Origin of the sequence: Pseudomonas siliginis (genome assembly GCF_019145195.1) — a bacterium.
Classification (GTDB): Bacteria; Pseudomonadota; Gammaproteobacteria; order Pseudomonadales; family Pseudomonadaceae; genus Aquipseudomonas; species Aquipseudomonas siliginis.
The window spans coordinates 228,768-248,126 of record NZ_JAHSTW010000002.1 but is presented as its reverse complement, the minus strand read 5'-3'; the positions used below and the strand labels follow the sequence as shown (position 1 = coordinate 248,126).

The window sequence follows — 19,359 nt, the reverse complement described above, 5'->3', positions numbered from 1 at the left end:
CCCATGCTGCGTGGCTTTTTGATGCTGGCCGCTTTTTTCGGATTCACCGGTGTCGCGCTGGGCGCGTTTGCCGCCCACGGCCTGAAAAACCGTCTGACGCCGGAATACCTGACGATTTTCCACACGGGCGTCACCTACCAACTGGTGCACACTCTCGCGCTATTCGGCGTTGCGCTGCTGGCCACGCAGATTCAGGGGCGGCTGGTCACTTGGGCCGGCGTGTCCTTCACCGTCGGCATTGTGTTGTTCTCCGGCAGCCTGTATCTGCTGACCATGACCGGCATCAGCAAGCTCGGCATCATCACCCCGTTTGGTGGCCTCGCGTTTCTCATCGGTTGGGTTTGCCTCGGCCTCGCTGCCTGGCGCTTGCAGCTAACCGCTTGACGCTTGGTACTGACCTTTAGGTCATGATCGGGCTAGAATGCCAGCCCCTAAAAATGATGGCGGCGTTGTGCATGCGCATTCAGTTGAACGGCGAGTCCTTTGAATTGCCCGACGGTGAAACCGTTGCGGGCCTGATCACCCGTCTGGATCTGACCGGACGTCGCGTGGCGGTCGAGCTCAATCTGGACATCGTCCCGCGCAGCCAGCACGCAGATACCACGTTGAACGACGGCGACAACGTCGAAGTGGTGCACGCCATCGGCGGCGGCTGATCGCCCGGCCCGCGAGGGCACAGAATTCTGCAAGACCCTCACCCCTAAAGAGGATTCCCCATGAGCATCGTTCGTAGCGACAAGCCTTTTGTGCTGGCCGGTCGTACTTACCAGTCGCGTTTGCTGGTCGGTACCGGCAAGTACCGTGACATGGAAGAAACCCGCCAGGCCATCGAAGCCTCGGGTGCCGAGATCGTCACCTTCGCCGTGCGCCGCACCAATCTGGGCCAGATCGAAGGCGAGCCGAACCTGCTCGAAGTGCTGTCGCCAGATCGCTACACCTTTCTGCCGAACACCGCCGGTTGCTACGACGCCATCGAAGCCGTGCGCACCTGCCGCCTGGCGCGTGAGCTGCTCGATGGCCACAATCTGGTGAAGCTGGAAGTGCTGGCCGACCAGAAGACCCTGTTCCCCAACGTGATCGAAACCCTCAAGGCCGCCGAAACCCTGGTCAAAGAAGGCTTCGACGTGATGGTCTACACCAGCGATGACCCGATCATCGCCCGGCAACTGGCGGAAATCGGCTGCATCGCCGTCATGCCGCTGGCCGGTCTGATCGGCTCCGGTCTGGGTATCTGCAATCCGTACAACCTGCAGATCATCCTCGAAGAAGCCAAGATCCCGGTGCTGGTGGATGCCGGTGTCGGTACCGCTTCCGACGCGACCATCGCGATGGAGCTGGGTTGCGACGCCGTACTGATGAACTCGGCCATCGCCCACGCCCAGCAACCGGTCATGATGGCGCAAGCCATGCAGCACGCCATCGTCGCCGGTCGCCTGGCGTACCTCGCCGGCCGCATGCCGAAAAAACTCTATGCCAGCGCCTCTTCGCCGCTGGATGGTCTGATCAAGTAAGAGCCATTGATGACTGAATCGAACGACACGCCTGTCCAGCCGGACGAAGGCGACGAGCGCCAACACCGCCGCATCAAGAGCTTCGTGATGCGCGCCGGGCGCATGACCGAAGGCCAGCAACGCGGCCTGGACCAGGGCGCGCCGCTGTACGTGCTGCCGCTGGCCGATGCGCCGGTCGATTACGACCAGGTGTTCGGCCGCTCGGCGCCGCGCTCGCTGGAAATCGGTTTCGGCATGGGCCACTCGCTGCTGGAAATGGCCGCTGCTGCTCCAGAGCAGGATTTCATCGGTGTTGAAGTACACCGTCCGGGTGTCGGCGCGCTGCTCAATGGCGTGCTGACCCAAGGGCTGACCAACCTGCGGGTCTACGATTGCGACGCGATCGAAGTGCTCAACCGCTGCATCGCCGACAACAGCCTCGATCGCCTGATGCTGTTTTTCCCGGATCCGTGGCACAAGAGCCGCCACCACAAGCGACGCATCGTCCAGGCCTCGTTCGCCGAACTGGTGCGCAGCAAGTTGAAAGTCGGCGGCATTCTGCACATGGCCACCGACTGGGAACCGTACGCCGAGTACATGCTGGAAGTGATGAACGTCGCCCCCGGCTACCGCAACCTTGCCGAAGACGGCAAATGCGTCCCACGCCCGGCCGAACGCCCGATCACCAAGTTCGAGCGCCGTGGCGAACGCCTTGGCCATGGCGTGTGGGATCTGAAGTTCGAAAAGATCGCTTAAGCATCACGCAATAAAAACTGTGGGAGCGAGCCTGCCCGCGAAAGCGGTCTGACGATCAACGATGATGTTGGATGTCATGACGCCTTCGCGAGCAGGCTCGCTCCCACATTTGTTTTGTGTATGAGGAGATTACAGGGGGGCAAGAAATCGAGCGGGCACCTGCTCTGTCAACCAGACGCCATTTTCGGCCTGATAGAACTTGAAGCCCTGTTCTTCCATCTGCTTCGCGGCAACCTTCAGAACGACTGGCGTTCCGTAGCGTTGACCCACGGCCGACGCGGTGGCGATCTCGTCGGACAGATGCACCTGATGGCGTTGTCCTGGAATCAAGCCTTGTTCGTGGATCGAGTCGAGAAAACGCGTCGCTGTTCCGTGGTAGAGCGTTTGCGGTGGCTGTTTCTGCTCGAATTGCAGATCAACGCTTTTCGTCGAGTGGCCTTGAACAGCGCGTATACAGTGGCCATCAGCGGAAATCGTAAAACGCTTCTTGTCACTGCTGGTCACGACGTTTTCAATCAGCTCACGACTTAAATGCCTGCCATCACGCGCCGCGCCGCTGATCAGTGCGTCGATATTTGCCCAGCCATCCGAATCCAGCGTAAGACCAATCGCCTGAGGCTCGTGACGCAACACGAAGCTAAGAAATTTGCTCGTCTCATCCAGTAGTTTTTTACTCATGAACTTCCCTTTCATTGCAATCAACTGTGGGAGCGAGCCTGCTCGCGAAAGCGGTCTGACGATCAACGATGATGTTGGATGTCGAGACGCCTTCGCGAGCAGGCTCGCTCCCACATTTTGTTTTGGAGTGTTTGCGGGGTCAGCGGCGATCAGCAACCACACCGATCAACACCAGCACTACCAGCAGCACCGGCGCCAGGCTGTAGTTGTTGAACTGGCTCAGGCCTTTGATCACCCATGGCGTGGCGTAGATCAGCGCGGCGCCGCTGCCGATCAGGCAGAGCAGGGCCATCAGGGGCACGCGCAGGGCGCCGGCGATGCTGCCCAGGCGTTGCTCGACCCAGCCTTTGAAGTCAGCGCCGAACAGCACCAGCAGGCAACCGACCAGCGCCAGAGCGATTTCCGAGAGATTGCTGCGGCTCCAGCGGGAGACGGTGGCCAGCAGGTCGAGTATCAAATCCATGCGTTTTCCCTTTGAGCTGAAGTCAGTTCAGAAATTGTTGCAGCAAGTCGTTGAGGAACAGCTGGCCGCGTTCGGTCGCCGCCAGGCGTGACGGTTCGACCTGCAACAGGCCGCTTTGTTCGGCTTCGCGCCGGCCTTCGGCGAGGGTCTCCAGCGACAGGCCGGTGCGTTCCGGATACAGGCGCGATTCGACCCCGGCAGTCAGGCGCAGGGCGTTCATCAGGAACTCGAACGGCATCTCGTCATTGCTCAGGGATTTCTCGCCAGCCTGAAAGCTCTTCGCGGGATTCAGATAGTCCTTCGGCAGGCGGGTTTTCCATGTGCGCACGATGCGCCCGTCCGGGTGACTCAGCTTGCCATGGGCGCCGGCGCCGATGCCGATGAAGTCGCCAAAACTCCAGTAATTGAGGTTATGCCGCGCCGGTCGCCCGGCCTGGGCATAAGCCGACACTTCGTATTGCGCGTATCCGTGCTCGGCCAGCAGCGCCTGGCCGGCTTCCTGAATGTCCCACAGCGTGTCGTCTTCCGGCAGCACTGGCGGCTGATTCCAGAACACCGTATTGGGCTCCAGCGTCAGTTGATACCAGGAAATGTGCGTCGGTTTCAGCGCAATGGCCTGGCGCAGATCGCTCAAGGCATCGTCCAGCGACTGATCGGGCAAACCGTGCATCAAGTCGAGGTTGAAGTTATCGAACCCGGCCTGCCGCGCCATGCCCGCCGCACGCACGGCTTCGTCACCGTTGTGGATGCGGCCAAGGGCCTCAAGCTTGTCCTGCTGAAAGCTCTGGATACCGATTGATAGCCGATTGATCCCCAGCTTGCGATAGGCGACAAACTTCTCCTGCTCGAAGGTGCCCGGATTTGCCTCAAGGGTGATTTCGATGTCGGCGGCGAACGGGATGCGCTGCTCGACACCCTTCAACAACCGCCCGAGGGCTTCGGCGCTGAACAGGCTCGGCGTCCCGCCACCGAAGAAAATCGAGGTCAGCTCACGGCCATACACCGCATGCAGATCCTGATCGAGATCGGCCAGCAGCGCGTCGACGTATTCCTGCTCCGGCAGCACCGGGCTGGCGGTGTGCGAGTTGAAATCGCAATAGGGGCATTTGCGCACACACCACGGAATGTGGATGTACAGCGCCAGGGGCGGCAGGGTTGGCAGCGGTGCCCGAGGCGAGGACGCGGCGCCGCCGATGATCAGCGACGACGCGCAAGAATCAGTGGTCATTTCAAGCCCAGACGCTGGCGCAGCAGATCCATTGCACGGGCGCGGTGGCTGATCTGGTTCTTGTCGGCCGGGCTCAGTTCGGCGCTGGAGCAGTCGCGCTCCGGCACCCAGAACAGCGGGTCATAACCGAAGCCGTGCTCGCCGCTGGCAGCGGTGAGGATGCGTCCGTGCCACAGGCCTTCGCAGAGAATCGGCAACGGATCATCGGCGTGACGCACCAGCGCCAATACGCAAACGAATTGCGCGCCGCGCTCTGCTTGCGGCACTTCCTTCAGCGCATCGAGCAGTTTGGCGTTGTTCGCCGCATCGCCCTGGTCGTCGGCATAACGCGCCGAATAGATGCCCGGCGCACCGCCAAGGAAATCCACTGCCAGCCCGGAGTCGTCGGCCAGTGCCGGCAGCCCGGAAATGCGCGCGGCATTGCGGGCCTTGAGGATCGCGTTCTCGACAAACGACAGGCCGGTTTCTTCCGGCTCGACCTTGCTCCACTCGCCAATCGAGCGCAGTTGCACCGAGTCGCCGAGCATGGCCTGGAGTTCTTTGAGTTTGCCGGCGTTATGGCTGGCCAGTACGAGCTGCTTGATGTTCATCATTCGCCGGGAAAGAGTTCTTGGTTGAAATTGATGGTGTTGATCTTGTCGCCATTCTGCACCTTGATTTCAAAGGTGCGGGTTTCCTGCTGCGGCACCGGGTACTGGGCGATGTAGTAGATCGCGCCCTGTTCGGTGACCTGGCGGAATTTCAGCGCCACGCTGTTGCTGGTCAGATCCTTGATCGTGCCGGTGACGCTGGCGATCACCGGTTTGCCGTCCTTGACCACCGAGACGTTGATCACGCCCTGATTCTTGCTGCGGATCAGCTCGGCAGCCTTGGCGATGTCCGGTTGCAGGAACGTCGAGTTGAACGTGTTGTAGTGCACCGTGATGTCGCCGAAGGTTTCCTTGCGTTCACCTTTGATGGCGTCCGCCGCCATGGCGCTGGCGCTCAGGCAGGCGGTGAGTAACAGCAACGCTAGACGACTCATGTTCGTGCTCCTTCAAATGCCCAGGCTCAGACCGCGACTCGGTGGTCCGCCAACTGCGGACTGCTGACGCGGTAGATACCGATTTCACCTAACAGATTAGGCCATAGCTTACTGGCCCACCCGTGGCGGTGCTGTTGATCCACGGCAAGCCGATCAATGACCTTGGCGTCACGTTCGCGGCACAGCTCTTCGAAGTCCTCGAAGGTGCAGAAGTGAATGTTCGGCGTGTTGTACCAGGTGTAGGGCAGGAATTCCGAGACCGGCATGCGGCCCTTGCTCGCCAGGTACCAGCGGCAGCGCCAGTGGCCGAAATTGGGGAAGGTGATGATGCACTGCCGGCCGACCCGGAGCATTTCGTCGAGGATCTTGTCCGGGTAATGCACCGCTTGCAGGGCCTGGGTCATGACGACGATGTCGAAACTGTTGCTGGCAAAATTGCCCAGGCCTTTGTCCAGATCCTGCTCGATGACGTTGATGCCCTTGGCCACGCACTCGGCGATGTTGTCGGCGTCGTTTTCCAGGCCATAACCGGTGACGTTCTTGTTGTCGCGCAGCCAGGTCAGCAGCTCGCCGTCACCGCAACCCAGGTCGAGGACGCGGCTGCCGGCGGGGATCCATTCCTGGATGATTTCCAGATCAGCTCTCATGGCTTTCTCACAACGAAATGCGGTTCATGTAATTGCCGAACGCCTGCAAGTAACGCGGGATCGGAATCAGGAAGGCGTCGTGGCCTTGCGGCGCATCGATTTCCAGATAGCTGACGTCCTTGCGCGCGGCCATCAACGCATCCACGAGCTCGCGCGAGCGTGCAGGGGAGAAGCGCCAGTCGGTGGTGAATGACATCACGCAGAACTTGGCCGTGGCGTTTTCGAAGGTTTTCGCCAGATCATCGTCGAAGTTCGCCGCCGGATCGAAGTAATCCAGCGCCTTGGTCATCAGCAGATAGGTATTGGCGTCGAAGCGCCCGGAGAACTCTTCGCCCTGATAACGCAGGTAGCTTTCGACCTGGAACTCGACACTGTGGAAGTCGTAGTTGAGCTTTTCGTTCTTCAGGCCACGGCCGAATTTCTCACCCATGGAGTCGTCGGACAGATAGGTGATGTGCCCGACCATGCGCGCCAGCATCAGCCCGCGCTTGGGGATCACGCCGGCTTCCTGGAACGAGCCGCCGTGGAATTCCGGATCGGTGAGGATCGCCTGACGCGCGACTTCGTTGAAGGCGATGTTCTGCGCCGACAATTTAGGCGCCGAGGCGATCGCCAGGCAGTGCCGCACGCGATCCGGGTAGGTGATGGTCCATTGCAGGGCCTGCATGCCGCCGAGGCTGCCGCCGATCACTGCCGCCCACTGGCCGATGCCGAGCAGGTCAGCCAGGCGCGCCTGGCTGTGCACCCAGTCTTCCACGGTGAGCACCGGGAAGTCGGCGCCGAACGGCTTGCCGGTTTCCGGGTTGACGCTGCTCGGGCCGGTAGAACCGTTGCAGCCGCCGAGGTTGTTCAGACTGACCACGTAGAACTTGTTGGTGTCGATCGGCTTGCCGGGGCCGATGCAGCTGTCCCACCAACCGGGCTTGCGGTCATCGACGCTGTGATAACCAGCGGCGTGATGATGACCGGACAGCGCGTGGCAGATCAGCACGGCGTTGCTCGCCTGGGCGTTCAGCGTGCCGTAGGTTTCATAAATCAGGTCATAAGCGGCCAGCGAACGCCCACAGGCCAGCGTCAGCGGTTCGCTGAAATGCGCGGTTTGCGGCGTTACCAGACCAACAGAATCGGCGGGAAAGGCAGTTGGCATCGACCCTGCTCTCGTTGAAATGAGGCGTAAGTCTAAAGACCGGGGGGGTTAGCGGCAAGCAACGATCAGGTCCGGCGTTTTCGCTTCGGACCGAGGTGCAGCCATTCGCGAGCAGGCTCGCTCCCACAGTTGAAATGCATTCCAATGTGGGAGCGAGCCTGCTCGCGAAAAAGGCGACTCGGTCAGTCAGACCGAACGCACTGGCTTACATCAGCAAACGCAGAATCTCCGGCATCATCGTCATCGCCGCCAGATTGTTGATCACCAGCATGTCGATCAATTTCAGCGCAAGGAAAGCGAAGATCGGCGACAGATCCAGGCCACCGAGGTTCGGCAGGAAGCGGCGGAACGGTGCCAGCGCCGGTTCACAGATCTGGTTGACCAGCTCAGCGCCCGGATTGTGGCTGCCCGGTGCGACCCACGACAGGATCACGCTGATGATCAGGGCGAAGAAGAAGATCTTCAGGAACAGTGCAGTGACGCCGATCAGCGACCAGATCACCAGTTGCAGCGGGTTGCCAGTGGTGCCGTAGGTCAGCAGCAGGGTCAGCGCCATCAGCAGCAGTTGCACCAGAATCGCCAGCACCAGCGACGACATGTCGAGGCCGAACAGGCTCGGGATGATCCGGCGCAAAGGCTTGAGCAGCGGCTGAGTGGCCTTGACCACGAACTGGCACAGCGGGTTGTAGAAGTTCGCCCGCACCAGTTGCAGGACGAAGCGCAGCAGCACGATCAGCAGGTACAGGCTGCCGAGGGTTTGCAGCACGTAAACCGCTGCGGTGTTCAATCCGATCATGTAAGGCTCCTTTATTTGCCCAGTTGTTCGGCCATTTCGGCCGAGCGGTGCGCGGCGGCGCCGAGTGCGGTTTCAACCAGCGCTTCGAAGCCGCCAGCCTGGAATGATTTGATCGCAGCTTCCGTGGTGCCATTCGGCGAGGTCACGCGGCGACGCAGTTCGGCGGCATCGACATCGCTGGACACCGCCATGTGCGCGGCGCCCAAGGCGGTCTGCACGGTCAGTTGCTCAGCGATCTCTTTTGGCAGGCCAAGTTTGACGCCGGCGGCGGTCATCGCTTCGATCAGCAGGAAGAAGTACGCCGGGCCGGAGCCGGACACTGCGGTGACCGCGTCCAGTTGCTGTTCTTCTTCCAGCCACAGGGCGATGCCGACGGCGGACAGCAGCTCTTCGGCTTGCTGGCGCTGCTCGGTGCTCACTTCGCTGGTCGCGTACAGGCCGCTGACACCCTGACGCAGCAGCGCCGGAGTGTTCGGCATGCAGCGCACGATTGGCTGTTCGCCGAGCCACGCGGTCATGCTCGCGCAGGTAATGCCGGCGGCGATCGACACCACCAGTTGGTTGGGCTTCAGGCTTGGGCGAATCGCCTCGCACACGGCTTTCATCGCCTGTGGCTTGACCGCCAGGACGATGACATCGACGCCGTCGATGGCCTGGGCGTTGTCAGCGAAGGTTTCGATGCCGTGTTCGGCGCTGACCTTGGCACGGGTGTCTTCGCCCGGATCGCTGGCGCGGATCTGCGCCGCTTCCAGACCTTTGGCGCGCAAGCCGCCAATCAGACTGGCCGCCATGTTGCCCGCACCGATAAACGCAATACGTGTGTTGCTCATGTGTGGTCCTTATCTGGAAACGTTCAAGACTGGGAATAATCTCTGGCGCCAAACAGCGCGGTACCGATCCGCACCCAGGTAGCGCCTTGGGCGATGGCCGACTCGAGATCGTGGCTCATGCCCATGGACAGTGTGTCGAGCGGCAGAGCGAGGCTCGCCTGCAATGTCTGCACGGCGGCGAAGGCAGCGTCCTGTTCAGCGCGCTCTTCGGTCGGCTCGGGAATCGCCATCAGTCCGCGCAATTTCAGCCGGGGCAGGGCGCTGATGGCCTCGGCCAGCGCCGGCAGATCGGCCGGGGTGCAACCGGATTTGCTCGCTTCGCCACTGACATTGACCTGAATGCAGATGTTCAGGGGCGGCAGTTCGGCCGGGCGTTGTTCGGACAGGCGTTGGGCAATTTTCAGACGATCCACGGAGTGCACCCAGTCGAAATGCTCGGCAATCGCGCGAGTCTTGTTCGATTGAATGGGGCCGATGAAGTGCCAGATCAAGGGCAGGTCGGCCAGCTCCAGCTGTTTGCCCAAGGCTTCCTGCAAGTAGTTCTCGCCGAAGTCGCGCAGGCCGGCGGCATAGGCTTCACGCAGGGCCTGGGCGGGTTTGGTCTTGCTCACGGCGAGCAAATGGATGCTGTTTTCGTCGCGGTGCGCAGCTTTCGCTGCTGCCTGGATGCGCGAACTAACCTGAAGGATGTTGTCTGCTATCGTGGACATCAAGAGGCGCCGGCGGTCTGTAGATTCGCGGCATTCTACTGGAATTGAGGGACGCTATGGATATCACTGAACTGCTGGCCTTCAGCGCCAAACAGGGCGCTTCCGACCTGCACCTGTCGGCCGGCCTGCCGCCGATGATCCGTGTAGATGGTGACGTGCGACGGATCAATCTGCCGGCGCTGGATCACAAGCAAGTGCACGATCTGATCTACGACATCATGAACGACACCCAGCGCATCGAATTCGAGAAAAATCTGGAAACGGATTTTTCCTTCGATGTACCCGGCGTGGCGCGCTTTCGGGTCAACGCCTTTAACCAGAACCGTGGCGCCGGCGCGGTGTTCCGCACCATCCCGTCGAAAGTGCTGAGCATGGAAGACCTCGCCATGGGCGATGTTTTCCGCAAGATCACTGATGCGCCGCGCGGTTTGGTGCTGGTCACCGGGCCGACCGGCTCCGGCAAATCGACCACGCTGGCGGCGATGATCGATTACCTCAACACCCATCGCCATCACCACATTCTCACCATCGAAGACCCCATCGAGTTCGTCCATGAATCGCGCAAATGCCTGATCAATCAGCGCGAAGTTCATCGCGATACCCGCAGCTTCGCCACCGCACTGCGCTCGGCCTTGCGTGAAGACCCGGACGTGATCCTGGTCGGCGAAATGCGTGATCTGGAAACCATTCGCTTGGCGCTGACCGCCGCTGAGACCGGGCATCTGGTGTTCGGCACGCTGCACACGACCTCGGCGGCGAAGACCATCGACCGCGTGGTCGACGTGTTTCCCGGCGACGAGAAATCGATGGTGCGTTCGATGCTGTCGGAGTCGTTGCTGGCGGTGGTGTCGCAGACGTTGATCAAGAAGATCGGCGGCGGGCGGGTGGCGGCGCATGAAATCATGCTCGGGACATCGGCGATCCGTAACCTCATCCGCGAGGACAAGGTGGCGCAGATGTATTCGGCGATTCAGACCGGTGGGTCGTTGGGAATGCAGACACTCGATATGTGCCTGAAGGATCTGGTGACCAAGGGCTTGATCAGCCGCGAGCATGCGCGGGAGAAGGCGCGCACGCCAGATAATTTCTGAGGGTCGCTGGTGCGGCTGCCGGCCCCTTCGCGAGCAGGCTCGCTCCCACATCAAACCGCATTCCTTCAGCTGGAATGCATTCTTCTGTGGGAGCGAGCCTGCTCGCGAAAAAGGCCGGTACTGCTGAAGCTGATTCAGGAGATCAAACAGCTCAGCGCTGGACTACGCGCAGTTGCTGTTGTTCTTTCGGCAACACGCGTTTGGCGACGACGTAATGCTTTTCCCAGTACGGCTTGTTCAGCGTGTCAATGCTCACCGCTTTGCCCCGGCGCGGGGCGTGGATGAAGCGGTCGTTGCCCAGGTAGATGGCAACGTGATTGACCCGACGGCTCTTGATGTTGAAGAAAATCAGATCGCCCGGCTTCAGATCCTTGCGCTCGACTTTCTCGCCGTGACCGCTGGCCATGGCGTTGGAGGTGCGTGGCAGGTCGAACGTAGCGTCGTTGAACGCATATTTCACCAGACCGCTACAATCGAAGCCTTTACTTGGGCTGCTGCCGCCCCAACGATAAGGTGTACCGAGGACGTTTACCGCACGGCTCAGCACATTGCTGCTTTCCTTGCTCGCCATCGGTGGCACCAGCTTGCTGCGGCTCTTGCTGCTCAGCGTGGTGGTCTTGCTCTTGCTGCTTTTGCTCGAAGGAGCCGAAGCATGGGATTTTGGGGTGAAGCCGTTGACGTTAGGAAGACGTTGCTCACGATTGGTGGCGTGGGCGGCCAGTGGCATTAATAGGCAAATAGTCAGCCATGTCTTGAAAAATGGTCGCATTAGGCGTGGCTCATAAGTGATAGCGCGCAACTTTATAACAGCTTTTTTTGCCGTTCCGAGGCCGTTCATCGATTCATTCCGCCGGCTACGGAACCAAAAACGCTCAAAAAGTACGCAATTGTCCGACAGAAGTCAGGTTCTACAAGGGTTTCGCGCTAGCAACGGTAACATTTGCCATACGTCGGCCACCTGTAAAAAAGTCACAAAGAAATGAAGAATATTTATCTATCGAGTGCAATGAGGTCTTAATGAACAGCTATCAGCTCCCCCGCGTGAAAGAAAAAGACACTCACAGCAAAGTCATCGGCTACCTGCTGTGGATTTTCGGATTCACTGGCGCGCACCGCTTTTATTACGGCAAACCGGTGACCGGGACGATCTGGTTCTTCACCTTCGGTTTGCTGGGGATTGGCTGGCTGATCGACCTGTTTCTGATCCCGGCGATGGATCGCGAAGCGGATCTGCGCTTTGCTGCCGGGCCGATCGAGTACAACGTCGCGTGGATTCTGCTGACCTTCCTCGGTGTGTTCGGCGTACACCGGATGTATCAGGGCAAATGGATCAGCGGCCTGCTGTATCTGCTGACCGGCGGGTTGTTCTTTATTGGCGTGCTGTATGACTTCTGGACGCTGAACGATCAGGTGTCGGTGCGCAACGCGCAGAATCGCGGCGCCTTCCAGTAAGTAGTGGCGAGGGGATTTATCCCCGTTGGGCCGCGAAGCGGTCCTGAATCCGAGAACGCGGTGGATTTGCTCCACCGCGTGCAATGGCTTCGCGACTGCTACGCAGCCGAACGGGGATAAATCCCCTCGCCACAATCTCCCTCAGCAGCAGGTCATGCCTGGTGGGTAATCCGCCCATCCACCAGCGTATAGCGCACCACGCCCGGCAGACTGTGCCCGATGAACGGGCAGTTCTCGCCCTTCGACAGCCAGTGTTCACCGGCCACCGTCGATGACTTCGGATCGAACAGCACGATATCCGCCGCGCCGCCTACCGCCAGTTTGCCCGCCGGCAGGCGCAGGGCTTCGGCCGGACCTGCGCTGAGACGTGCCAGCAGCGTCGGCAAGTCGAGCAAACCATCCTCGACCAGCGTCATCGCCAGCGGCAGCAGCAACTCAACACTGCTGATGCCAGGCTCGGTGGCGCCGAACGGTGCCAGTTTGGCGTCGCGCTCGTGGGGCTGGTGATGGCTGGAGATCGCCGAAACCACCCCGGACTTCACTGCCTCACGCAGGCCATCGCGGTCGGCGCGGGTGCGCAGCGGCGGTTGCACGTGGTAGAGGCTGTTGAAGTCTATCAGCGCTTCGTCAGTCAGGATCAGCTGATACAACGCAACATCCGCCGTTACCTTCAAGCCACGGGCCTGGGCCTGGGCAATCAGCGCCACACCGCGCGCACTGGTCAGCTGGCTGAAATGCGCACGCACGCCGGTCTGCTCGACCAGCAGCAGATCGCGAGCCAGCGCCACGGTTTCGGCGGTTTCCGGGATGCCCGGCAGGCCAAGGAAACTGGCGACCGCGCCTTCGTGGGCCAGACCGCCCTCGGCCAGATCGTGATCCTGCGAGTTGAAGATCACCGTCAGGTCGAAAGTCGCCGCATATTCCAGCGCCCGGCACAGGGTGCGGCTGTTGCGAAAGCTTTCCAGACCGTTGCCGAACGCCACGCAACCGGCGTCGCGCAGCGCGACCAGTTCGGCCAGTTGTTCCCCGTCGAGGCCTTTGCTCAGGGCGCCAATCGGGAACACCTTGGTGTTACCGGCCTCGCGGGCGCGGTCGAGGATCAGTTCGGCGACGGCTGAGGTGTCGAGCACCGGTCTGGTCTTCGGTGGGCAGCACAGGCTGGTCACGCCACCGGCAGCGGCGGCGCGGGTTTCGCTGACGATCGAGCCTTTGCGGCTGTAACCCGGCTCGCGCAGGGCGACGTTGAGGTCGACCAGGCCAGGCGCGGCCACCAGGCCTTGGGCATCGATGGTTTCTACTGCGCTGAAACCGGCCGGTGCGGCGCCGAGGGCGACGATCTTGCAGGCTTCAACGTGGATGTCGGTGATTTGATCCAGGCCGCTGCTGGGATCGATGACGCGTGCGCCGAGAATGCTGAGCTTCACTGGGCGTTCTCCTGCTCGAATTGACGTTGCGCAGTCTGCCCGCTCATGGCCATGGACAGCACGGCCATACGAATCGCGATGCCGTAGGTCACTTGATTGAGGATCACCGAGTGCGGGCCGTCGGCCACCGCCGATTCGATCTCTACGCCACGGTTGATCGGCCCCGGGTGCATGACGATGCAATCGGGTTTGGCCCCGGCCAGACGTGCGGTGGTCAGGCCGAACAGGCGATAGAACTCGCCTTCGCTGGGCAGCAGGCCGCCGGTCATGCGTTCACGTTGCAGGCGCAGCATGATCACCACGTCGACGTCTTTCAGGCCTTCAGCCATGTCGGTGTAGACCTTGACGCCATACTGCTCGATGCCGATCGGCAGCAGGGTTTTCGGCGCGATCACACGGATATCCGGGCAGCCGAGGGTTTTCAGCGCGAGCATGTTCGAGCGCGCCACCCGCGAATGCAGGATGTCGCCGACGATGGCGACCGAGAGGTTTTCGAAACCGCCCTTGTGCCGACGGATGGTGAGCATGTCGAGCATGCCCTGGGTGGGGTGCGCATGCCGGCCGTCGCCGCCGTTGATGATCGCCACTTGCGGGCAGACATGCTCGGCGATGAAGTGCGCCGCGCCCGAGTCGCCGTGGCGCACGACGAACATGTCGGCGGCCATCGCTTCAAGGTTGCGCAGGGTATCGAGCAACGTTTCGCCCTTGCTCGCCGACGATGTCGACACGTTCAGGGTGATCACGTCTGCCGACAACCGTTGGGCCGCCAGTTCAAACGTGGTGCGGGTGCGCGTGGAGTTCTCGAAGAACACGTTGCACACGGTCTTGCCGCGCAGCAACGGGACCTTCTTCACCGCCCGGGCGCCGACTTCAAGGAACGAGTCGGCAGTGTCGAGGATTTCCGTCAGCAACTCGCGGCGCAGGCCGTCGAGCGAGAGGAAGTGGCGCAGTTGGCCCTGATCATTGAGCTGCAGCGGGCGCTTGGTATCTAGAGGCGTCATCGCGAGGGGGACTCTCAATAGGGCGGATTAAAGGGTGACGTCTTGCAGTTCGAGCGTCAGCGGCTCGGGGCCGGACAACTTGACCCGCTGGTTGCCGGCCAGGGTCAGGGTGGCGCCGACCACGTTCGGGCGGATCGGCAACTCGCCGGCGTCCAGGTCCAGCAGGCAGACCAGGGTGACGCTGGCCGGGCGGCCGTAATCGAACAGTTCATTCATGGCGGCGCGGATGGTCCGACCGCTCATCAGCACGTCGTCGATCAGCACCAGATGCTGGCCTTCGATCTCGAAGGGCAGGGCGGACGGGCGCACTTGCGGGTGCAGGCCGTTCTGGCTGAAGTCGTCGCGGTAGAAGGACACATCCAGCGTGCCCAGTGGCGCATCGCTGGCCAGTTCCTTGAGCAGCGCCTGCGCGACCCAGATGCCGCCGGTGCGGATACCGATGTAACGCGGTTCGCTGATGTCACGCTGGGCAAGGTGCGCCTTGAGGCGGGTCGCCATCTGGCTGATCAGATCGGCGGGATTGGGCAGGCTCATGGTTGCTCCTTCGTGATTCCGTGCTGCGTCCTGCCGGACGAAGCTCGGTTTATAACCAAAAGAAAAGCGCCGAAGCGCTTGTCAGGACTCAAACAATGCAGTGTTTTCATCGAGCCAGCCCTGCAGCAGCAGGGCGGCGGCGATGGCGTCCACCGGGTTGTCGCGATAACTGCCTTTCTGCCCGCCACGCACCAGTCGCTCGCCCTTGGCTTCGAAAGTGGTCAGGCGTTCGTCGTGGGTATAGAAGGGCAGGTTGTAGCGGCCGTTGAGGCGGCGGGCGAATTTCTCCGCGCGTACGCACATCTCGCTGGGCGTGCCGTCCATGTTCAGCGGCAGGCCGACCACCACGGCGTCGGGTTTCCATTCTTTTATCAGCGCTTCGACCTGATCCCAGTTCGGCACGCCGTTCTGCGCTTTCAGGGTGCACAGCTCGCGGGCCTGGCCGGTGATGACCTGGCCGACCGCGACGCCGATCTGTTTGGTGCCGTAGTCGAAGCCGAGAATCAGGCGTAGGGCCATCAGGCGTGACCCGCCTGGCTGGTGAGCAGATTGAGATCGATGCCCAAGTGCCGCGCCGCCGCTTCCAGGCGCAATTCGCTGCGGGTGTTGAAGAGGATGTCGGCGTTGAACGGGCAGGTCAGCCAGGCGTTGTCGGCCAGTTCGGCTTCCAGTTGCCCGGCTTCCCAACCGGCGTAACCGAGGGTAATCAGGCTCTGCGCGGGGCCGACGCCGTCAGCGATGGCGAACAGCACGTCCTGCGAAGTCGACAGGGCCAGGTCGCCGTCCAGCTGCGCCGTGGCCTGGAAGGTCTGGCCCGCCGGGTGCAGGACGAAACCGCGATCGGTCTGCACCGGCCCGCCGATGAAGATCGGCACATCCTGGCAGCGTCCCGGCGGCTCGATGTCCGGGCGCAGCTGTTCGAGGATGTCGGCCAGGTTCAAGTCTTGCGGCCTGTTGACCACCAGCCCCATCGCGCCATTGGCCGTGTGCTCGACGATGTAGGTCAAGGTGTGGGCAAAGTTCGGGTCGGCCATGTGTGGCATGGCGATCAGGAAGTGATGCTTGAGGTAGCTGGGGCTGACGTTTTTCATGAGCGCTAGTGTGGCGTTCGAGGGGCGAACTGACAAGCTGGAGATGCTGACAACAACACAGATCCATTATTGGAACAGAGCTTTTGTGGCGAGGGGATTTGCTGTGGTGAGGGAGTTTTTCTGTGGTTAGGGGATTTGTCTGTGGTGAAGGGATTTATCTGTGGCGAGGGGATTTATCCCCGTTGGGGCGCGAAGCGCCCCTGAATCGCTTGATGGGTTCTGCCTGACACTCCGTATGGAATGGTTTTGCGGCTGCTGCGCAGCCGAGCGGGGATAAATCCCCTCGCCACAGATAAATCCCCTCGCCACATAAATATTTAGTTGCTGGAGAGCTTGTCGCCCCGGGCAAATTTCCAGGTGCGAATGATTTCCAGGCGGTCGATATCCGACAGATCGCCGGTAAACGGTGCAAACGGCGCGGCCAGGCGGACGATGCGCTGCGCCGCCTGATCGAGCAGCGGCTGGCCGGAGGATTCGAGCACCAGCACTTCATACAGCGAGCCGTCGCGGTTGATCGAGACCATCAGGCGCAAATTGCCGTAGATCTGCTTGCGTCGGGCTTCTTCGGGGTAGTTGAGGTTGCCGATGCGCTCGACCTTCTTGCGCCAGTCGTCCTTGTACCAGGCGCCCTTGTCGCGCATGGTCGAGGCCGCGCTCAAGCGGTGGATGCGCGGGCGTTTGGCGTACAGCTGTTGTTCCTTGGCCAGCTCCGCCTCGAGGCTGGCGATGTCGCTGGACAACTGCGAGCTGTCGAACACCGGCGCGTCGACGGTCGGTTTGACTTCGGTTTTGCTTTCTTCTTTCTTGGTCGGCGCCTTTTTCGGTTTCGGCGCGACGGTGGTCACCGCTGCCTTCGGGGCGGCTTCCTGCACCACTGGCTTGGCGGCGGGCGGCGGGGTGACCTTTTTGACCTGATTGTCTTGGAACGGCGCGACTTCGGTGGTCTTGGGCAGGGCTTTCTTGTCCAGCGTGCCGCTGCCTTCCTGGTTTTCCTGAGCGAGAAAATCTGCCTTTTCCGGCTTCTTCTCGGCTTTGAAGGTGGCCAGGGTGATTTCCAGGGTTTTGCTGATCTGCTGCGGCTCGACCATGGTGAAGCCGACACCGAGCAACAGCGCCAGGTGAATCAGCGCCGCGAGAAACAGGGTAAAACCGAGGCGATCGGCCGGGCGCACGCCACGATGGGCGAGTTCAGCGGGCAGATCGGACGGCAGAGTCATCGTAGAAAAACCAACATCGCGTTTTTTTGGGCTCGGCATGATAACGCAATGTTGGTTTTTAGCTGCAAGCGACGAGCTTCAAGCGACAAGCTGCATAGGGGCATCTTCAAGCTTCAAGCTTCAAGCTGACGCGGGCCGGCTTCAAGCTTGTGGCTTGCGGCTCGAAGCTTGCAGCTGCTTTTCGATCGCATCCATGAGCATGCCGCCAATGTCAGTACCGAACGCATTGTCGATTTCGCGGATGCAGGTCGGGCTGGTGACGTTGATTTCGGTCAGGTGCTCGCCGATCACGTCGAGGCCGACAAACAGCAGGCCTTTCTCGCGCAAGGTCGGTCCGACCTGGGCGGCGATCCAGCGATCCTTTTCGGTCAGCGGACGTGCTTCGCCACGGCCACCGGCGGCGAGGTTGCCACGGGTTTCGCCCATGGCCGGGATCCGCGCCAGGCAGTAATCCACCGGCTCGCCATCGATCATCAGGATGCGCTTGTCGCCATCGACGATCGCCGGCAGGTAGCCCTGAATCATGATTTGCTGCTTGCCGTGCAGAGTCAGGGTTTCGAGGATCACCGAGAGGTTCGGATGGCCGGCGGTGTGGCGGAAGATCGACGAACCGCCCATGCCGTCCAGCGGCTTGAGGATCACGTCACCGTGATGGTCGGCGAACTCACGCAATACGTCCGGGCGGCGGCTGACGATGGTCGGCGGCGTGCACTGCGGAAACAGCGTGGCGAACAGCTTTTCATTGCAGTCGCGCAGGCTCTGCGGCTTGTTCACCACCAGCACGCCGGCGGCTTCGGCCTGTTCCAGCAGATAAGTGGAATAGACGAATTCCATGTCGAACGGCGGATCCTTGCGCATCAGGATCACGTCCAGGTCGCTCAGCAGCTTGTCCTGCTCGGCGTCCAGTTCGAACCACTTGTCCGGGTTGGCGAAGACTTTCAGCGGGCTCATCCGCGCCCGCGCCTGGCCTTCGGCCTGATACAGGTCTTTCTGTTCCATGTAGAACAGTTCCCAGCCGCGCTTTTGCGCGGCCAGCAGCATGGCCAGCGAGCTATCCTTTTTATAGGAGATGCTGGCGATAGGGTCCATGACAATCCCGACGCGAACGCTCATTGGGTTTTCCTCGAAATTTGGCTACCGGATCGGTATTGAAAAAGTGCCGCCAGAGTGGCGCCGGGCGGGTTTCGGGTCAAGGAAAAACCCGTCGATAGATTGCATCTGGAGACTGTGCTAAAAAGGCTGGCAGATCGCGCCGCCCCATGGGTTTCAAGGGTTTCAGGCCATTATTCACAGCAAAACGGACAATTTGATTCGCAAAGGCGACGGTAGAACCCTCTTATGGAACAGCAGTCCAGCGCCTTGAAGGTCATGGTGATCGACGACTCGAAAACGATTCGCCGCACCGCCGAAACATTGTTGAAGAATGTCGGTTGCGAAGTGATCACCGCCATCGACGGTTTCGATGCGCTGGCGAAGATTGCCGACCACCATCCCGGGATCATCTTTGTCGACATCATGATGCCGCGTCTGGACGGTTATCAGACCTGCGCCCTGATCAAGAACAACAGCGCCTTCAAGGCGACGCCGGTGATCATGCTGTCGTCCAGGGACGGTCTGTTCGACAAGGCCAAGGGGCGGATTGTCGGCTCTGATCAATTTCTGACCAAGCCGTTCAGCAAAGAAGAACTGCTCAACGCGATCCAGGCCCATGTTCCGGGCTTCGCCGCCGTTTTGCCGCAGTAAGACACGCACAGTGACGCTCGGCCAGCGGGCCGGCAGT

The 19,359-nt window shown here is 61.1% G+C and carries 25 protein-coding genes; 7 read left to right on the top strand and 18 right to left on the bottom strand.

The window, feature by feature from the left end:
* The first annotated feature begins 3 nt into the window (after positions 1-3).
* From KVG87_RS04970 to trmB, 4 genes are all read left to right on the top strand, one after another.
* Positions 4-384: a DUF423 domain-containing protein gene (locus KVG87_RS04970; protein WP_217849586.1), complete on the top strand. Its 381-nt coding sequence runs from the start codon at positions 4-6 to the stop codon at positions 382-384.
* Between the two features lie 71 nt (positions 385-455).
* A complete protein-coding gene (gene thiS, locus KVG87_RS04965) occupies positions 456-656 on the top strand; it encodes a sulfur carrier protein ThiS (protein ID WP_160769632.1) in 201 nt (66 codons plus the stop codon).
* Positions 657-716: 60 nt separating this feature from the next.
* Entirely contained in the window at positions 717-1,511 is a 795-nt protein-coding gene (locus KVG87_RS04960; RefSeq protein WP_007964131.1) for a thiazole synthase, read from the top strand.
* A 9-nt stretch (positions 1,512-1,520) separates the two neighbouring features.
* On the top strand, positions 1,521-2,246 hold the full coding sequence (trmB, locus tag KVG87_RS04955; RefSeq protein WP_024014663.1) for a tRNA (guanosine(46)-N7)-methyltransferase TrmB: 726 nt from the start codon (positions 1,521-1,523) through the stop codon (positions 2,244-2,246).
* A 129-nt stretch (positions 2,247-2,375) separates the two neighbouring features.
* Here the strand turns inward: trmB and KVG87_RS04950 are convergent, their stop codons facing one another.
* The 10 genes from KVG87_RS04950 to KVG87_RS04905 all read right to left on the bottom strand — a co-directional run bounded on the left by KVG87_RS04950 (position 2,376) and on the right by KVG87_RS04905 (position 9,769).
* A complete protein-coding gene (locus KVG87_RS04950) occupies positions 2,376-2,924 on the bottom strand; it encodes an RNA 2'-phosphotransferase (protein WP_073471033.1) in 549 nt (182 codons plus the stop codon).
* Positions 2,925-3,063: 139 nt separating this feature from the next.
* On the bottom strand, positions 3,064-3,387 hold the full coding sequence (locus KVG87_RS04945; RefSeq protein ID WP_008083808.1) for a DUF3392 domain-containing protein: 324 nt from the start codon (positions 3,385-3,387) through the stop codon (positions 3,064-3,066).
* Positions 3,388-3,409: 22 nt separating this feature from the next.
* On the bottom strand, positions 3,410-4,615 hold the full coding sequence (hemW, locus tag KVG87_RS04940; protein WP_225930775.1) for a radical SAM family heme chaperone HemW: 1,206 nt from the start codon (positions 4,613-4,615) through the stop codon (positions 3,410-3,412).
* Positions 4,612-5,208, bottom strand: coding sequence for an RdgB/HAM1 family non-canonical purine NTP pyrophosphatase (rdgB, locus tag KVG87_RS04935; RefSeq protein WP_217849584.1), 597 nt, complete (start codon positions 5,206-5,208; stop codon positions 4,612-4,614). The genes hemW and rdgB overlap by 4 nt, the downstream gene beginning before the upstream one ends.
* Entirely contained in the window at positions 5,205-5,639 is a 435-nt protein-coding gene (locus KVG87_RS04930; protein ID WP_122706769.1) for a DUF4426 domain-containing protein, read from the bottom strand. Before KVG87_RS04930 ends, rdgB begins: the two co-directional genes overlap by 4 nt.
* A gap of 26 nt (positions 5,640-5,665) precedes the next feature.
* Positions 5,666-6,286 carry a methionine biosynthesis protein MetW gene (gene metW, locus KVG87_RS04925; protein ID WP_024014659.1) on the bottom strand — a complete coding sequence of 207 codons (621 nt, stop codon included), beginning with the start codon at positions 6,284-6,286 and terminating at the stop codon, positions 5,666-5,668.
* Between the two features lie 7 nt (positions 6,287-6,293).
* Positions 6,294-7,433, bottom strand: a complete 1,140-nt coding sequence (metX, locus tag KVG87_RS04920) for a homoserine O-succinyltransferase MetX (protein ID WP_217849582.1) — start codon at positions 7,431-7,433, stop codon at positions 6,294-6,296.
* A gap of 205 nt (positions 7,434-7,638) precedes the next feature.
* Positions 7,639-8,229: a YggT family protein gene (locus KVG87_RS04915; RefSeq protein ID WP_016772729.1), complete on the bottom strand. Its 591-nt coding sequence runs from the start codon at positions 8,227-8,229 to the stop codon at positions 7,639-7,641.
* A gap of 11 nt (positions 8,230-8,240) precedes the next feature.
* Complete coding sequence (gene proC, locus KVG87_RS04910; protein ID WP_076564434.1) at positions 8,241-9,059, bottom strand: pyrroline-5-carboxylate reductase; 819 nt, start codon at positions 9,057-9,059, stop codon at positions 8,241-8,243.
* Between the two features lie 23 nt (positions 9,060-9,082).
* Positions 9,083-9,769, bottom strand: coding sequence for a YggS family pyridoxal phosphate-dependent enzyme (locus KVG87_RS04905; RefSeq protein WP_071172225.1), 687 nt, complete (start codon positions 9,767-9,769; stop codon positions 9,083-9,085).
* 56 nt (positions 9,770-9,825) lie between these two features.
* Between KVG87_RS04905 and KVG87_RS04900 the strand changes: the two genes are divergently transcribed.
* Positions 9,826-10,860, top strand: coding sequence for a type IV pilus twitching motility protein PilT (locus KVG87_RS04900; protein ID WP_016772732.1), 1,035 nt, complete (start codon positions 9,826-9,828; stop codon positions 10,858-10,860).
* A 151-nt stretch (positions 10,861-11,011) separates the two neighbouring features.
* Here the strand turns inward: KVG87_RS04900 and KVG87_RS04895 are convergent, their stop codons facing one another.
* The gene (locus KVG87_RS04895; RefSeq protein WP_024014657.1) at positions 11,012-11,629 is read right to left on the bottom strand and encodes a C40 family peptidase; all 618 of its coding nucleotides are present in this window, start codon (positions 11,627-11,629) and stop codon (positions 11,012-11,014) included.
* Between the two features lie 248 nt (positions 11,630-11,877).
* On the opposite strand from KVG87_RS04895, the gene KVG87_RS04890 reads away from it, so the two are divergent.
* Positions 11,878-12,312 (top strand): NINE protein, encoded by a 435-nt coding sequence (locus tag KVG87_RS04890; RefSeq protein WP_016772734.1) that lies wholly within the window; start codon positions 11,878-11,880, stop codon positions 12,310-12,312.
* A 152-nt stretch (positions 12,313-12,464) separates the two neighbouring features.
* Here the strand turns inward: KVG87_RS04890 and KVG87_RS04885 are convergent, their stop codons facing one another.
* From KVG87_RS04885 to gshB, 7 genes are all read right to left on the bottom strand, one after another.
* Complete coding sequence (locus KVG87_RS04885; protein ID WP_150743563.1) at positions 12,465-13,736, bottom strand: dihydroorotase; 1,272 nt, start codon at positions 13,734-13,736, stop codon at positions 12,465-12,467.
* On the bottom strand, positions 13,733-14,737 hold the full coding sequence (locus KVG87_RS04880; RefSeq protein WP_016772736.1) for an aspartate carbamoyltransferase catalytic subunit: 1,005 nt from the start codon (positions 14,735-14,737) through the stop codon (positions 13,733-13,735). The genes KVG87_RS04885 and KVG87_RS04880 overlap by 4 nt, the downstream gene beginning before the upstream one ends.
* Positions 14,738-14,764: 27 nt before the next feature.
* Positions 14,765-15,271: a bifunctional pyr operon transcriptional regulator/uracil phosphoribosyltransferase PyrR gene (pyrR, locus tag KVG87_RS04875; protein WP_024014655.1), complete on the bottom strand. Its 507-nt coding sequence runs from the start codon at positions 15,269-15,271 to the stop codon at positions 14,765-14,767.
* 81 nt (positions 15,272-15,352) lie between these two features.
* Positions 15,353-15,790: a Holliday junction resolvase RuvX gene (gene ruvX / locus KVG87_RS04870; protein WP_016772738.1), complete on the bottom strand. Its 438-nt coding sequence runs from the start codon at positions 15,788-15,790 to the stop codon at positions 15,353-15,355.
* Positions 15,790-16,362, bottom strand: a complete 573-nt coding sequence (locus KVG87_RS04865; protein WP_217849580.1) for a YqgE/AlgH family protein — start codon at positions 16,360-16,362, stop codon at positions 15,790-15,792. The genes ruvX and KVG87_RS04865 overlap by 1 nt, the downstream gene beginning before the upstream one ends.
* A gap of 317 nt (positions 16,363-16,679) precedes the next feature.
* Positions 16,680-17,579 carry an energy transducer TonB gene (locus tag KVG87_RS04860; protein WP_039757551.1) on the bottom strand — a complete coding sequence of 300 codons (900 nt, stop codon included), beginning with the start codon at positions 17,577-17,579 and terminating at the stop codon, positions 16,680-16,682.
* Between the two features lie 141 nt (positions 17,580-17,720).
* Positions 17,721-18,692: a glutathione synthase gene (gshB, locus tag KVG87_RS04855; RefSeq protein WP_110603642.1), complete on the bottom strand. Its 972-nt coding sequence runs from the start codon at positions 18,690-18,692 to the stop codon at positions 17,721-17,723.
* Between the two features lie 225 nt (positions 18,693-18,917).
* Between gshB and pilG the strand changes: the two genes are divergently transcribed.
* Positions 18,918-19,322 carry a twitching motility response regulator PilG gene (pilG, locus tag KVG87_RS04850; protein ID WP_016772743.1) on the top strand — a complete coding sequence of 135 codons (405 nt, stop codon included), beginning with the start codon at positions 18,918-18,920 and terminating at the stop codon, positions 19,320-19,322.
* The last annotated feature ends 37 nt before the right edge of the window (positions 19,323-19,359 follow it).

What these genes read in the sequence shown, in the direction of transcription:
- KVG87_RS04970 (WP_217849586.1), top strand. Translation starts at nt 4, where the DNA reads ATGCTGCGTGGCTTTTTGATGCTGGCCGCTTTTTTCGGATTCACCGGT.
- thiS (WP_160769632.1), top strand. Translation starts at nt 456, where the DNA reads ATGCGCATTCAGTTGAACGGCGAGTCCTTTGAATTGCCCGACGGTGAA.
- KVG87_RS04960 (WP_007964131.1), top strand. Translation starts at nt 717, where the DNA reads ATGAGCATCGTTCGTAGCGACAAGCCTTTTGTGCTGGCCGGTCGTACT.
- trmB (WP_024014663.1), top strand. Translation starts at nt 1,521, where the DNA reads ATGACTGAATCGAACGACACGCCTGTCCAGCCGGACGAAGGCGACGAG.
- KVG87_RS04950 (WP_073471033.1), bottom strand. Translation starts at nt 2,924, where the DNA reads ATGAGTAAAAAACTACTGGATGAGACGAGCAAATTTCTTAGCTTCGTG.
- KVG87_RS04945 (WP_008083808.1), bottom strand. Translation starts at nt 3,387, where the DNA reads ATGGATTTGATACTCGACCTGCTGGCCACCGTCTCCCGCTGGAGCCGC.
- hemW (WP_225930775.1), bottom strand. Translation starts at nt 4,615, where the DNA reads ATGACCACTGATTCTTGCGCGTCGTCGCTGATCATCGGCGGCGCCGCG.
- rdgB (WP_217849584.1), bottom strand. Translation starts at nt 5,208, where the DNA reads ATGATGAACATCAAGCAGCTCGTACTGGCCAGCCATAACGCCGGCAAA.
- KVG87_RS04930 (WP_122706769.1), bottom strand. Translation starts at nt 5,639, where the DNA reads ATGAGTCGTCTAGCGTTGCTGTTACTCACCGCCTGCCTGAGCGCCAGC.
- metW (WP_024014659.1), bottom strand. Translation starts at nt 6,286, where the DNA reads ATGAGAGCTGATCTGGAAATCATCCAGGAATGGATCCCCGCCGGCAGC.
- metX (WP_217849582.1), bottom strand. Translation starts at nt 7,433, where the DNA reads ATGCCAACTGCCTTTCCCGCCGATTCTGTTGGTCTGGTAACGCCGCAA.
- KVG87_RS04915 (WP_016772729.1), bottom strand. Translation starts at nt 8,229, where the DNA reads ATGATCGGATTGAACACCGCAGCGGTTTACGTGCTGCAAACCCTCGGC.
- proC (WP_076564434.1), bottom strand. Translation starts at nt 9,059, where the DNA reads ATGAGCAACACACGTATTGCGTTTATCGGTGCGGGCAACATGGCGGCC.
- KVG87_RS04905 (WP_071172225.1), bottom strand. Translation starts at nt 9,769, where the DNA reads ATGTCCACGATAGCAGACAACATCCTTCAGGTTAGTTCGCGCATCCAG.
- KVG87_RS04900 (WP_016772732.1), top strand. Translation starts at nt 9,826, where the DNA reads ATGGATATCACTGAACTGCTGGCCTTCAGCGCCAAACAGGGCGCTTCC.
- KVG87_RS04895 (WP_024014657.1), bottom strand. Translation starts at nt 11,629, where the DNA reads ATGCGACCATTTTTCAAGACATGGCTGACTATTTGCCTATTAATGCCA.
- KVG87_RS04890 (WP_016772734.1), top strand. Translation starts at nt 11,878, where the DNA reads ATGAACAGCTATCAGCTCCCCCGCGTGAAAGAAAAAGACACTCACAGC.
- KVG87_RS04880 (WP_016772736.1), bottom strand. Translation starts at nt 14,737, where the DNA reads ATGACGCCTCTAGATACCAAGCGCCCGCTGCAGCTCAATGATCAGGGC.
- pyrR (WP_024014655.1), bottom strand. Translation starts at nt 15,271, where the DNA reads ATGAGCCTGCCCAATCCCGCCGATCTGATCAGCCAGATGGCGACCCGC.
- ruvX (WP_016772738.1), bottom strand. Translation starts at nt 15,790, where the DNA reads ATGGCCCTACGCCTGATTCTCGGCTTCGACTACGGCACCAAACAGATC.
- KVG87_RS04865 (WP_217849580.1), bottom strand. Translation starts at nt 16,362, where the DNA reads ATGAAAAACGTCAGCCCCAGCTACCTCAAGCATCACTTCCTGATCGCC.
- KVG87_RS04860 (WP_039757551.1), bottom strand. Translation starts at nt 17,579, where the DNA reads ATGACTCTGCCGTCCGATCTGCCCGCTGAACTCGCCCATCGTGGCGTG.
- gshB (WP_110603642.1), bottom strand. Translation starts at nt 18,692, where the DNA reads ATGAGCGTTCGCGTCGGGATTGTCATGGACCCTATCGCCAGCATCTCC.
- pilG (WP_016772743.1), top strand. Translation starts at nt 18,918, where the DNA reads ATGGAACAGCAGTCCAGCGCCTTGAAGGTCATGGTGATCGACGACTCG.